At 59.6% G+C, this 13,018-nt stretch carries 17 protein-coding genes; all 17 read right to left on the bottom strand.

Features of this window, described 5'->3' with window-relative positions:
* Window position 1: 1 nt before the first annotated feature.
* Entirely contained in the window at window positions 2-361 is a 360-nt protein-coding gene (locus WNY61_RS03240) for a hypothetical protein (RefSeq protein WP_342850019.1), read from the bottom strand.
* Entirely contained in the window at window positions 336-509 is a 174-nt protein-coding gene (locus WNY61_RS03245; protein ID WP_342850020.1) for a hypothetical protein, read from the bottom strand. The genes WNY61_RS03240 and WNY61_RS03245 overlap by 26 nt, the downstream gene beginning before the upstream one ends.
* A gap of 11 nt (window positions 510-520) precedes the next feature.
* Window positions 521-2,815, bottom strand: a complete 2,295-nt coding sequence (locus WNY61_RS03250) for a hypothetical protein (protein ID WP_342850021.1) — start codon at window positions 2,813-2,815, stop codon at window positions 521-523.
* Entirely contained in the window at window positions 2,812-3,453 is a 642-nt protein-coding gene (locus WNY61_RS03255; RefSeq protein ID WP_342850022.1) for a phage tail protein I, read from the bottom strand. Before WNY61_RS03255 ends, WNY61_RS03250 begins: the two co-directional genes overlap by 4 nt.
* Entirely contained in the window at window positions 3,450-4,361 is a 912-nt protein-coding gene (locus tag WNY61_RS03260; RefSeq protein ID WP_342850023.1) for a baseplate J/gp47 family protein, read from the bottom strand. Before WNY61_RS03260 ends, WNY61_RS03255 begins: the two co-directional genes overlap by 4 nt.
* Before the next feature lie 11 nt (window positions 4,362-4,372).
* The gene (locus WNY61_RS03265; protein WP_342850024.1) at window positions 4,373-5,338 is read right to left on the bottom strand and encodes a contractile injection system protein, VgrG/Pvc8 family; all 966 of its coding nucleotides are present in this window, start codon (window positions 5,336-5,338) and stop codon (window positions 4,373-4,375) included.
* Window positions 5,339-5,342: 4 nt separating this feature from the next.
* Window positions 5,343-5,552 carry a tail protein X gene (locus WNY61_RS03270; RefSeq protein WP_342850025.1) on the bottom strand — a complete coding sequence of 70 codons (210 nt, stop codon included), beginning with the start codon at window positions 5,550-5,552 and terminating at the stop codon, window positions 5,343-5,345.
* Window positions 5,549-5,989 (bottom strand): phage tail protein, encoded by a 441-nt coding sequence (locus WNY61_RS03275; RefSeq protein ID WP_342850026.1) that lies wholly within the window; start codon window positions 5,987-5,989, stop codon window positions 5,549-5,551. Before WNY61_RS03275 ends, WNY61_RS03270 begins: the two co-directional genes overlap by 4 nt.
* A 1-nt stretch (window position 5,990) precedes the next feature.
* Window positions 5,991-8,420 (bottom strand): phage tail tape measure protein, encoded by a 2,430-nt coding sequence (locus tag WNY61_RS03280; protein ID WP_342850027.1) that lies wholly within the window; start codon window positions 8,418-8,420, stop codon window positions 5,991-5,993.
* A 134-nt stretch (window positions 8,421-8,554) separates the two neighbouring features.
* Entirely contained in the window at window positions 8,555-8,890 is a 336-nt protein-coding gene (locus tag WNY61_RS03285) for a phage tail assembly protein (protein ID WP_342850028.1), read from the bottom strand.
* A gap of 116 nt (window positions 8,891-9,006) precedes the next feature.
* The gene (locus WNY61_RS03290) at window positions 9,007-9,519 is read right to left on the bottom strand and encodes a phage major tail tube protein (RefSeq protein ID WP_342850029.1); all 513 of its coding nucleotides are present in this window, start codon (window positions 9,517-9,519) and stop codon (window positions 9,007-9,009) included.
* Between the two features lie 11 nt (window positions 9,520-9,530).
* Complete coding sequence (locus WNY61_RS03295; protein ID WP_342850030.1) at window positions 9,531-10,718, bottom strand: phage tail sheath subtilisin-like domain-containing protein; 1,188 nt, start codon at window positions 10,716-10,718, stop codon at window positions 9,531-9,533.
* 61 nt (window positions 10,719-10,779) lie between these two features.
* Window positions 10,780-11,115 (bottom strand): GPW/gp25 family protein, encoded by a 336-nt coding sequence (locus WNY61_RS03300; protein WP_342850031.1) that lies wholly within the window; start codon window positions 11,113-11,115, stop codon window positions 10,780-10,782.
* A gap of 4 nt (window positions 11,116-11,119) precedes the next feature.
* Window positions 11,120-11,281, bottom strand: coding sequence for a hypothetical protein (locus WNY61_RS03305; protein ID WP_342850032.1), 162 nt, complete (start codon window positions 11,279-11,281; stop codon window positions 11,120-11,122).
* Between the two features lie 11 nt (window positions 11,282-11,292).
* Window positions 11,293-11,817, bottom strand: a complete 525-nt coding sequence (locus tag WNY61_RS03310; protein WP_342850033.1) for a hypothetical protein — start codon at window positions 11,815-11,817, stop codon at window positions 11,293-11,295.
* Window positions 11,814-12,572 (bottom strand): hypothetical protein, encoded by a 759-nt coding sequence (locus WNY61_RS03315; RefSeq protein ID WP_342850034.1) that lies wholly within the window; start codon window positions 12,570-12,572, stop codon window positions 11,814-11,816. Before WNY61_RS03315 ends, WNY61_RS03310 begins: the two co-directional genes overlap by 4 nt.
* Complete coding sequence (locus tag WNY61_RS03320) at window positions 12,569-12,940, bottom strand: hypothetical protein (RefSeq protein ID WP_260009294.1); 372 nt, start codon at window positions 12,938-12,940, stop codon at window positions 12,569-12,571. Before WNY61_RS03320 ends, WNY61_RS03315 begins: the two co-directional genes overlap by 4 nt.
* Window positions 12,941-13,018: the final 78 nt, after the last annotated feature.

Below are 13,018 nucleotides of genomic sequence, written 5' to 3' on the forward strand. Positions count from 1 at the left end.
TTCAGCCTCCTAGTGCGATTGCGAGTGCCACCGCATCATCCGGGGTGGCTTTTTCAGAAAGGGAGGCTTCCACGGACGCGATCCGCGCCTCAAAATCGTTGCCGAGAAGATTGTCGACCTCCTCCTGCGCAGCCGCGAACTGCGCCCGCACCGCTTCCAGCTCCGGCGTGATGCTTTCGCCGATCACGGTCAGCGTCCGCGCGTTGAGCGCATCGATTGCTGCGCCTGCATCCCCGACCACATCTCGGTAAGGCTGCAACGCCGACCACATGCCCCCAAGTATTTCGTTTAGGTTGGCAAGAGATAGATCGTAGTCGAGCGTGGCGCGATAACCGTTACTCGGGCTCGGTAACTCGGACATCCGCGCCTCCATCAATCATGGCCTGCAGCACAGCCCCTTTGATCTTGTGCACATGCCGAGGCATCAGCGGCACATCCGTGCCGGGAATGGGAAACGGCCTGCCTAGACGCACTCGGTACACCGCATCCGCTTGGTAATTTTCCGCCATAGCTGGCCTCCTTAGAATGCAAACATTGCGACGGTTTCAGCGAAGCACTGGTCGATCACCGACGAACTGCTCACCTCCAGCCGATACCGCGCAGACGAAGTAGAGGGCACGGTGAACGAGGCGCGCAGCTTCACGCGTTCCGACTCCGGATAATCGTCGTCAATCTCAGTGACCGTATCGGCGTCGTAGACCGTGCCGCCGACCATCACGCGCGGCGTCACGGTGTGGATCGCCGGGTCAAAATCATCCATAACCGTCTCAGTGATGATCGAGGTGGTCCCCAGCCCGAAGGTTTGATCCTCGCTGATAGCGACCAGTTCCGGCCCCCGGCGATAGGCCCGGTGCCGCGCGGTGTTGTCGATCTGGATCGACGGCATCAGATCAGTGGTGCCTTCGAACACCGCCCGGATGCGGCAGGTATCCGGCACGTCACGCAGCGGCGAGTTGTCGTCGGTCGAGAACGGATGCCAGACGTCCGGCAAGCCGGTTCGCTTCGGAGCATACTCCCACGGCAAGCGAGTGCCGCCCGGCTCCCAGCCGGCATAGGTGAAATGGAACTCGGTCATACCCCCCGTCAGAGTGAGCGGTGCAAACTCCACGACCAAACGCGTGGTCGAGAACTTGGCAACGTTCAGACGGAAAGCGAAATCCTCGGTCGGCGAACCTTGCGCCCAAGCGCCATCGGTAGACCAGAACAGCGAACCCTGCGCGTATTTGTTGCCGGTCACGGTGCGCAGCGCATGGTTGCCGGTTGTGACCGTGAACCAGCCGTACCGCTTGCCGGCTTCCAGCAGCGTGGGGCGGAACTCACATTTTACCCAGCCGGTCTGGATATCAGCAGCGAGGATCGTCCCCTTGCAGATCGTCGTGTCGAAATCCGGCGTGCCGCTGGAATTCACTTGGCAAAGGAACACATGGACATCGCCCGATCCAGCCCGGGCGAAATCGAGCTCAAGCGATGTCAGGATGCGCTCTTGGGAGTTGAGCCATGTCTGCCCATAGACGGAGCCGTTCACGCCGTAGCTCTGTGTGGTGTAGTAGGTGTAGGTTTCAGACCAAGACCGCTGGATTACTTGCCGGGCCCGGAACTCAGAGTGGCCAATCGCATGCTCGGTGTCGTTCCAAGGATTGTCCGTTTTGCCGAGATTTTGGAAGGTTTCGCCGCTCGCGGTCTTGAAGTTCTCCAAATAGGCGGAAGCACCGAGGTTCGCATATTCCTTGGTGTTTTCGCACAGCTTCACGGTTGGCCCATATTCAACACTTGAGCGCGAGATGGTGCCGGTGTTCGCCGTGGTGACCGTATGCGTCTGCTGCGAGATATCCCGAGTGCCGCCCGAGCCAGTCACATCGAGCAAACGCTCTTCGGTCCACGCCGGCAGCAGAACGCCGTCCTTAATCTTGATATCGGGGGAGGCGTCGTCCAGAAGCTCCATCCGATTGTCTGACGCCGCGATTTTCGGGAACTTTACGCCCTCACGCACATCAGCAAGCCATTCGGCCTGACTTTCATCCCATTCCTCGGTCGTCAGCCCCGGATCAAAGAAGCGCGCCACGTAATTGGTCGGGATGCCGAGCAGTTGCTCCACGCGAGCCAAGCCACCCTGCAGCTGCGTGATAATCTCCGGACGGATGATCTTGGGGATCGCCCCCTTTAGGGCAGACAAGTCAGTCTCAATCCCAGTCACACGCTGGAACAGCGCATCAACGCGGACTTCCAGGGCCATCAGGCGTCCATCCACATCGTAAAGCGATTTTACCTTGTCCGAGACGGCCGGCTCAATCGCTTGAGCGCCAGCACCAGACAGCAGGATATAGACAACCGCACAGGAACTCTCTGGCACGGTTGGCTTGGCAGCAGACCCCGGCGCCGCCTGTGTACCTTGCTGCACTACGAACTCGACCAGCCGGACCTCTTCACCAACGACCGACTGCGTGGCCGGCTGAGGATTTTCCGGATCGATACCTGTCCGGACCTTAGCTGAGCGGTTGCGCGTCGTCTGGTTGGACGGCTGCGCAAGGATCGCAATCCACTTTTCGTTGCCGACCGGGGGCAGGTAATCGAGGATGCCGACATCGACCGCCGCTTCAAGCGAGTAGATCGCGTCACCCTTCCACAATTCGCCCGGCGCGATGGTGATCGACTGACCACCCCCGGCGATAGTCACGGTGAACCGCGACCAATGCGACGGGAAGGCAATCGCCCCAGCCGTTACCGCGTCCGCATGGTCGCGCGCGGCGCGGCCGACATCCGACAGCACCTGGCTGCTGACATATTCCTTGTCAGCGATAAGGACGTTCCGGGTCATGCTGATAGCTCCAATCTGTTTAGGTACTGGCCGGTGATCACGGCTGCAGAGGTTGAGGGCGCATCGCCCGACGTTATCGGGCGGCGGGTGTCGAAATGGGCGCGATATTCCGTAGTTGGAGACTTGGCGGCGATCAGCGCTGCGAGTACCCGCTCAATAGGCTGATCATCAGGCGGGGAAACCGCGCCATCACCGGTCGAGGTGTAGCCAACCTTGAACGCCGCGACTGGTTCGACCAAATCGACGTCGATCAGATAATGCGCCGAATGATGCGGTTGGTTCACAAGCCGCGTCCCAACAGCAGTCTCTCCGACAATGAACGGCGCCGGGTAGGTCAAGCGATGGACGACGCTCGCGTCAACAAGCGCCAGAAAGGCATCAACGGCCGACCGGGTGCCGACGAGCCTTGCGTACCCCTGCAGCCAATTCTCGGCAACGTGGCGCTTGCGAGCCTCGGACCAATCGTCGAACCAGAGCACGACCCCTTCTGCGTGGGCAAGGAACGGCAAGAAGGCGGCCGGAGCGGTGGCCGCATCCAACGATTCCTGGATCGGTACCGGCAGGCCTTCAGAGAGACCATGCGCCAACGCCTGCTCGAAGGTCGTCGCGTTCGGCGGAAGGATGCCTTTGGCGCTCACGATGCGACCTCGACAGTTATGGTGATCTCGGTGCAGACCGGCACGGTGTAGGCATCGGCCTCAATGTCGACCATTGGGCTGCTGGTGATGGCTTTGACCACATTCGGCCCATGAGCTGCGCCCGCGATGAAATCGCGCGGCACGGTGCCTTTGATGATCGTGCGCTCATCGGTCAGTTCGCGGATGCGCGCTTCGACATCGGCGACAACCACAGCGGGGGAAGGTCCGCGACGGATAATGATTTTCTGTTCGACCTGGTACTCCAGCCGGATCGCTGGCTTTACAGCAGCCGACGACGCTTCAGGCACAACGCTATCGGCGAGAACTCCCGCCCGTAGGTCGGACAGCTCAGCCTCGGTCAAATCGCGGCCGTCAGGCCCGCAAACGACTATGTCGACGTCGCCGCGGCGTCCGTGCTCGCGCCAGCCTGCAACGAATGCCCCGCCTACCGGTATGACAGGCACTGCGGCATGGGCCTCGAATAGATACCGGTCACGGGTCCCGGCCGCAGCCCGATCGAATGACAGCAGATAACGGTTCAGGAGATTGGCATCCGATTCCAGTACCGCCGGATCAGCCCCCGTGGCCTCAATCACGGTCAGCCGAAAGACAGCATTGCGCGCGACCAAGGCATCGAGGTCCGCGCCCTTCGCGAAAGCAGGCAAAAGCGCTTTGACCGCATCGTTGACCCGTTGGCGATCAAGTAGTCGGATATAAGCGGCCGCCTGGTACACGATCGTTACTGGGTCGGTCTCAAGTGCTCCAACGTTGTAAGCAGGAAGATTGGCGTTCAACGCGCGCTCGGCATCCCAGAAGGCCTGAAACCGATCTTTGAAGTCTGTGAAGAGCGCCTCATAGGACAAGTCTTCAATCGCCAGCGGCGCGGCTAGCGTGGAAAGGTTAATCATAGCTGGTGTCCTTAGACCTTTGCGTGGCCATCAAGCCGGGTTCGGTACCCAGTCTTGCTTACGGTGTGGGTTGCGGTCTCGAGAATGAAGGACTGACCGTCGATCTCGCGCAGCACGCCGACGAACTGGACGGGTGCGCCCGCGCGAAACGCGGTGCTGCCGACAACTTCGAGGCTGAACTTTGCCTGCCGCCGCCGCATATCCTTGGCCTTTGCTTTGGCGGCGCTCGTGGCCTCTGCCTCATCAGCGAACGGCTCACCTATCCGCCAGATCGCCGTGCCAGCGTCATCGCTCGCGACCGTTACTTCCTTGCGTGCCCCGGCCGCCCTATCGGTATAGTGCGCTGCTACCTGGGCATATTGGCTGCGATCACTAAACTCAAACCGGCAGGTGTTGGGCACGATGTTTGCAGACGTGATCGTGCTGCCCGTGAGCTCAGAACCTGAAGGTGACCGCCCTGCCCCGCGCGCTGCGAATATCAGCCGTCCATCCTTGATTGAAAACAACGCATCGTGACGCTTTGCCAACCGCTCAAGAAACGCAACTGAGCTTTCGTTCACCTGCCCTACCCAGTCATAGACGTGGGCACCGACAGCGGGATCGACAGAAGCTGACAAACCGAAGTCATTGGCGATGTCGGCCACGATCTGGGAGAGTTGGGAACTATCCCAGTGACGCTCTCTCGTTTCTTTTTCTTTACCCTTGAACCCGGCGGCCTTGCCCGTCACCTCGATCATATGCGGGAAACATGGGGCAGAGACGGTCTCGGCCGTGTAGCTGCCGAAATAGTCACCGTTAATCCACGCCTCGATCTTCGCACCCTTCGACGGCAAGGGAAAAGCCTGATCCGGATTGGCTATGACGAGATTGATCGTATCCGAGGACACGCCCTCCTTATCCACGATCTCAACCGATTGCAGCCGCGACCGGAAATCCACCTCGCGGCCATCGACGACAATCCTTACTTCGGGTGTCATGCGCTTAGTCCCACAATGTCACGGTCTGACGCACGTCCTGCGCTGGCGTCACATCCGGCAGGCGCACCAATGTTCCAGCGGGCAGCCCCGCGCCCAAAGCAGCCAGGCCGGGGTTCACGCCGAGTACAGCTTCGACATAAGTGCTCTCATCACCGTAGTGCGCTCTGCAGATATCATCGACCAACTGACCTTGAGTGGCGCGTACAGTCTTCATGCGAACAACTTCTGCACAAATTGCGCCGCCGCACCGGTGTAATCCGGCTGTCCCGCGTAGGATCGGATTTTGAGACTGTAGGCATTGCGCGCAGGTCTGCCGTCCGCGTCGATAAAGCCGTGATCTTCTGAAACACCATCCACCACATGCGGACCAAATACATTGCCTGGCGCACGGCCAATCGCGACCAAGGGCAGTATGACCCCCATGCTTGCTGCCCGACTGAGGCCGTCGAGCGACGCTTGCCCCCCAAACTCGCTGAACAGCACGCCACGGATGGTCTCCGATCGGCCACTGCCACCCATCCACTGCAGCTGATCTTCGCCGCCCGCGACCTCGATCGACGCCCATGGCGTATCGAGGCTGCGCCCCCGATCGGCGAGGGAAAACCCCATCGCCTCGAACATGAAGGGACCGAGGGCCATTAAGACTGCCATGTCAGAACTCATCCGCGAAGTGAGAGCCAAAAGCGTTCTGGACCTGACGCCCAAAAGCCTGTGCAAGATCGTCCAAACTGGCATTTGTGCCGCCTTGCACGATGATATTGCCGAAGGTCACACTTGCAGGACCACGAGAACCGCCACCGCGCGAGGAACCGCGCAGCGCCCTGGTCATTGCGAGCTGCGCCTGCGGCACGTTAAGAATACCCCCGGAAGCGGAGGGCACCATGACTTCGGACCGCACGCCTTCATTTACCAGATAGGGAAGTCCGGCGACCACTGGACCGCCGCGGGCCTTCGGACCGCTTTGGGCGTTCTTCTTGATTGCATGCGAATTATTCAGCAGGCCATTGGCGCCCGGGGTCGGGTTAGCGTTGCGCATAGTAGGTTTGGAATAGGTCTCGCCGTTGGTGAGATCGATGCTGCCGATGGCGCCCATGATCATCGAAGGAATCGTTTCCACCCACTTGATCATCGATTTAACCTTGGCTTCCATGCCCTCCCAAAGGCTTTGGATTGCCTCTACACCCGCCTTATACATGGCACCCGGCAAAGCATCGATCGCATCGAGAATGCGGTTCGTTATGTCTCGGGCGTTTCCTGCGACCCGCGCCTTTTCTTCTTCAGTCAAGACGCTCTGGTCGAAGATGCCGCCGGAAAAGAATGTTTTGACAGCATCGACGACTTTTCCGACACCGTCGGCTAACCAACTGAAGGCTTCGGCAACACCCGAAGTTAATGGCTCGAGCCATTCCAGAACCGGCTTAAACCTATCGAGGCTCTCTCGTAGACGCCCACCAATCGCGCCTGCAACACCAGACACGGTAGCTTTGACTTGATCCCAATTCTTATAGATCGAGAAACCAGCTGCACCGACCGCCGCGACAGCAAGTGCAATGGCGCCCCAGACCGGCGCGGAGATCGCAGCCACTGCGCCCACGAAGGCCGAGAAGCCTGCCGCAACGGCTGAAAGGCCAGTCAGGCGGGCGATCCCCGCCACCGATGCCCTGATCTTATCCAAACGCGTAATCTTAACGCCATTCATCGCAGCAAGAGCCTCTTGCAGGCGGCGCGACTCGCGTGCGGCCTTCCCGATGGCTGATGCACCACGCGCAGCCCCGTAGAGCGCCGTCAGCCCGTGCGACAAGGCCCAAAGCGCGCCGCCTTTACCTGTAAGGCCAGCCAGTTTCAGGCCAAGAAATGCAAGCCGCATCCCAGCAAGCGCGGAAGCCATTTTCACGATGTTGCGGACCAGGTCTGGGTTTTCACGCGACCATTTGATCAGGGCTTCGATGAACGGCTTGATCTGTTCCATCGTATCCGAGAGCGCGGGTAAAAGCGCCTCGCCTATCGTGACCGATAGCTCGGCCATGATGTTCTGGAAACGTTGTAGGTCCGAAGAAAAGGTCTTGGAGCGTGCGGCGTATTCTTTAAGAGCGCTGCCTGCATATTGCGATTCATCAGCCACATAGCCCAGGGCCTCACGCAGCAAGTCGGTATTTGTGATAAGGCCGGTCAAGGCCCGCGCCTCATCGCCGAACAGGTCAGACATCGTCGATTGACGCACTTCAGCTGGCAGCTTTCCGATCGCGTCGATGACTTCGAGCGTGGTGCCAACTGCATCCTGCTGAATCCGCTTGGCGACATCCGAACCACTTAGGCCGAGCCGATCGAACGCGGCAACTTGACGTGCTGTCGCACTTTCCCCTCGCGTCAGAGCTTTCGCCATGTTCCGGAAGGACGTGGCTGAGACTTCAGCGCCGTGCCCAGAAGCCTGCATTGCGGCACCAAACGCAGCGGCTTCTTCTGCGACAAAGCCCGCAGCAGTGAGATCACCTGCGATACGCGTCATGAAATTCGTCATCTCAGGCGCGGTCGCGGCCATGTTGTTCGTCAGATGGTTGATCGCATCAGATAGCCCCATGGTTTGATCAAGAGACAGCGCAAGCGCGTTGCGCATGGAGTTCACGAACCCGCCCGCAGATTCCGCACTGATGTCAAATGCCGTACCGATCTTTGCCGTCATCTCGGTAAACTTGATCAGCTGATCGCCTTTGAGACCAGACGAGCCCCCTGCAGCAGCGATCTCGGCCAGTTGCTGAACTGTCATCGGGATTTCACGGCTCAGGGCGAACAGTTCGTCGCGAAAGTTCTGAAACCCGTCAGGCGTTGGAAAATCTACGACCTTTCGGACATCAGCCATCGCCTCTTCAAAGCGCATGGCGGCTTTCACGGGCTGTGCAATTGCGTAGGCCGCAGCTGCAGCGGCGGCAGCGCTGGCCGCGAAGGCACCACGTGTTTGGGCGATGGCGCGGTTGTTCCGCTCGATTGCGCCATCCACGCTTTTCATGGCGCGCTGCACACTTTTGGCCGGACCGGTAACTTGGTCAACCAAGCGCATGATGAGCTGAGAGGTAAGTGTGGCCATGCGTCAGCGCTCCTTTCCAGGTTGTTCGGCTTCAAGGATTGGATTGATTTCTGCGTGGGTCAGAAGGAAGTCGTCGTCAGTCCAGTCACTCACATGGTTGATAGACTGGTTTAGATACCGCCCGATCTCACACATCATGCGTCGGAAGGTTCTTCCGTCTCTGCCTCCGCTTGGGCCGCCGCCGTCTCGGCGTCCTTCACGGCCTTCGCTACCGACTTTCCCATGACGGCGATCGTCTCCTTCGATGCCGCCTCATAGTCTTCGGCATCCAGTTCCTCGATCACGGGGAGCGGCACGCCGGCCATTGAGGCGAGCATCGCCATGTGCTTTCGCATTTCGCCCTTCACGAGGTCCATAGCGACTAGGTCTTTTGCTTTGCGCCGGCGGAAGGTGAGCGATGTGTAGGTCTGCTCTTGGTACGTAACGGGCTCAGTAAGAGTGACCGTCACAGTCTTTGGAGTGTCTGACATAGGAAGATGCCTCAATTATCAAAGTATTGGCGGCTGCGATGGACTTCAGGGCAACCATGCTGGCGTTATCGAACAACACATTGGGTAGCGGGACGGCTCGAAGCCGCCCCGATCAATCAAGCTAGACCGAGTGCGCGCGCCATACCTGGGTTCTGGACCTTGCCGCCGATCCGAACTTCGGTGTCCGTGATGTGCCAGACCTCGCGGTCCTGACCGTCTGTCTCACAGATCAACGTTTGCTCATGAACGGTGAACTCAGTCGAAAGAGAGGCCTTCGACGCAGGTGCATGATCGCCGGGGCTGACCGCCGTTGCCTCGGCGACCATCAGGCATCGGTAGCTATGCTCTGTGCCGTCTTCGCTCTCGGCGTAGCCGCGGGCGATTAGATTGTGAGGACCGTTGCCCATAAGCTCGAGGATGGCGGGGTCAAAGCTGGAGAGCTCTACCGAGAAGCTCTGCGCTTCATAGCCCATGCGAACCAAACGCGGCTTAACCATACCAGCGTTGCGGAACTCTTCGGTGGAAGCTTCCGGCGCTGGTAAGGTGAGCTGAGCCATCTGGCCGATCTGGTTGACACCTGCCATGTTGACGGTGACGTTCTTCAAGACGAAGGCGGGGGAATTTGCCATGTCGTTTCTCCTTATGCCGCTTCGGCGATGACAAACTGACCAGACACACTGTCAAACAGCGCCTCATAGGCCACGATTGGGTTGCGATACGCCTGAATGCGTAGGTCGTAGATTGGTGCCGGCGGCTCATATTGCAGACCAAACCGCACGATGCCCTGCACGCCATCCTCGGCAGTTTGACTGGCAGCGAGGCCAAAGCGCGAACCAGGTAAGAGCACGTTCTCCCCCTCAAGGCGGCGCAAGAGCCGCTGACCTGCGATTGTCATCAGATCGAGCGTGTCGCGGATCATGGGGCGACCCATGAAGCCATAGAAGCCGTCTTCCAGTGTCTCATTCACATAGTCAGCAACGCGAACCACGTTCAGGAACTGCCAAATGGACCCGGCCTCGTTTGCCGCAGTCGTCTTTGGCCCCCAGACTTTGAAACCATCGCCGCGATTGATCACCGTTGAGACGCCGGCTTCATTCAGCTCTGTCACTTCGGTCGCAAAGTCGACGGGACGGTTGACGCCGATCAGCCCCAGAGCCTGAACATTCGTAGCAGGCCAGGCGACGTTCTGCGTGCGATCGAGGTTTGATTGGATTGCGGCGAACAAGGTCGATGCAGATTTCGCGGTTGGCACCCCGCCAATACTCTTGAGGATCTTGTCGTCGGTGACTGTCGCGCGGCGATTGCTCAAAAGGGCGGCGGCAGTGATTGCATCAGCGTTGGTCGTGCCGGGGCCGTCCGCGAACACATAGCCACGCAGGTCATCGACAACCGTCAAAAGCTCGGCAATCACCCCGTCAGCTGTCCCGACACCGGCATAGGCGATCCCCGCCGTGGGAAAAATCTTGGGTTTCGGAAGCCCCAAAGACGTCGCCTTGCGGAAGGCATGAACGCCAGTCTTAGTGGTCGCGTCACCAATCGCATTTGCAGTCAGTTCGGCTGCGTCAGCGCCGCTGTCCACGAACGTCAGCACGACCGTTCCGCCGATATTGTCCCAGACTGTATCTAGCTCTTGCTTCACGGCGTCCGGCAGCTCAGCCGCGTCGGACGGATTGCGCACAGCAATAGGTGTGTTCACCACGATACCGCTCGGCAGGTCCGCTGGCGTGACAGCCTGGATCATGCCAATGGTCGAGGTACTGGTTGGCTGTGGAATAACTGGTTCGTTTGCGTCCTGGATCACCCGGACGCCGGAAAATGGCTCGGCCATGCGTTCTCCTTTCGCGGGCTGTCCGCGTTTCTTGGTTTCACTGATTGGTTGAGGTCGTTTGTCAGGCAGCCAGCGGCAGCGTGTCGCTGACGGCCGTTCCGTTGTAGATGCCGTAGATCGCGATACTGAGCACGCCGTTGGACTTGCCTTGGATCAATTCGCATCCGGTAAGAGTGAAGCGCGGCTCCCAGCGGGAGATCGCCAAGGCAGTCGCGGCATAGACGGTTAGAATATTTGCCTTGGTCATCGGACGGCCGATGAGCTTGTAGAGATGTGACCCGAACTCGCGCCTCATGACACGTGAGCCGATGGGCGTCGTCAATATGACGGCGATCGATTGGCGCACGTGGTCCCATCCATCGAGAGGTTGACCGGTTTCGCGGCTGACCCCCGCCATCGGATCAGTCCTTCGCCTTCTTCTGGGCAGACTTCACCGCAGTAATCTGTTCACCGCGAATGAACGGGGCGGCCTGCGCCGGGGACAGCTCTACGGTCGCACCCTCGGGTTTGTGCTCTCCAAGAATGAACGACGCCTTCGCCACGTTGTAAGTGTTGGTCTTCATGTGCCTCTCCATTATTCCGGCGCACCGGTTTTGCCCGCGCCAGGTTGCGTATCTTTATGTCTGTGGCCTGCCCCGACATTGGTGCCATTGTGCAGCAGTGTGTCGCCCTCAATGGTGACGGGGCCAGAGATGTGAACAGGGCCGGTTAAGGCAAACCCATCCGCAGTCAATTCGAGCCGATGATCGCCCTTTGTGATGATCAGTTCTCCGTTCGCTGCCTTCGGTCGCCCCCTGTCAGCGGTGAAGCTCGACAGCGCGATCACGCCATCGGTCAGGTCTCCGCTCTCACTTGTCACCTTCACCCGCTGACCGAGGACCGGCTCGCCTTGGATCTTCAGTTCGCCGCTTGAGAGTGCCTCGACTGGCATCCAAGGGCTGATGAACCCTTCCGCAAACTCAACACGGTAGCGCCCCGCCTCAGGATCAGCGGCCGTCACAGTGCCCTCTCTGCTTCGGCCCCGTTCGCGGCGCTTCAGTTCAGCGATCTCGCGACCGAGATAGGCAACTTGTTCGCCCAGACGGCTTGGGAAGGTCATTCGACCAGCCACCTGATTTCGGAAACCGGCGCACCCCCTGGATAGAGCGCCGCCGGTACGAGGGCGCTCGCAACATCGCCGGAAAGGCCGTAGCGGGCGCGCACTTGCTCATAGCTCATCGGCGCGTCGGCCGGACCAAGCAAGGCTGCGACGTTTGCCTCGACATCGGTTCCAGCCACTGCGGCCTCAAACCGCTTCGCGTAATGTGCAGGCGCCAATTCCGCGCCCCAAGCGGGGTCGGCTTTCGCGTCTACCCACATCCGGATTTGCCGTGCTGCCAAGCGCGTGCCGCTATCCGACAACGTCGCCCGCTTGCGTTCAATTTTCGTAATGCCATCGTGCAAATGGGCAAATAGCAATGCCCACTCTCCATCGCCGTGTAAGGTCATCGCGACCTGTCGATCGATGATATCGAGCGCAGCTTCCATGCCGGTATCCGTGGCCGGGACGCCATAACCAGTGAAAGTCGTCTCGCCAGTTTCTTCGTCAAAGGAACCCATCGCCGCCGCAATGCCGCTCTCTATCACAAGCTCCACGATGCCGTTTTCCCACAGCGTTGGATGGCCCATGCCGCCAACCGTCGCGTCGTCGGTGTAGATAAGGATGAACGGCTTGTCAGAATTATCCCGCAAAGCGCCATCGGCGGCGATATCGAGTGCCCGAAAGTCGCTGTTTTTCACGTTGTCACCAACGAGGGTCTGGCCGCGCAGCGCTTCAACAGCAGTATGGCGAAGAGCAAAGCGACACAGGCTCATATTTCATCTAGCTCCACGATCAAACGCGAATGATCACGATCACCCACGGAATCCACTTCGAACCATGGGCGCCCTGCCCGCTCGACGGCTCGGAGACGGTCTCCCTGCCGCAGCACGAGGTCAGGATATTTCTCGCGGGATATGTGCGCCCGCGCTTTCCCTGACGCGATGCGCGCCCCCCAGGATTTGCTCTTCCCACTTACGCCATCGTTTTCCTCGACGCCCACGCGCAGAGGCGAGATCACGTCGCGCGCCGTCCGCGCGGGGTCAATCTTGCCTGCGTTTATCGGAAGGACATGGAGAGTTTCCCCCATCAGATCATCGACTGCACGCACGGCAAGGTCGCGATACTTGTGGAAATTGGCCATGGCTAATCCTCAATAATGGTCGGGAACGCGGGAGGACACGCCCCCGACCTCAGAAACCGCCCGCGGGAGGCACGGGCG

This window comes from Sulfitobacter sp. AS92 (assembly GCF_038900015.1).
Classification (GTDB): domain Bacteria; phylum Pseudomonadota; class Alphaproteobacteria; order Rhodobacterales; family Rhodobacteraceae; genus Sulfitobacter.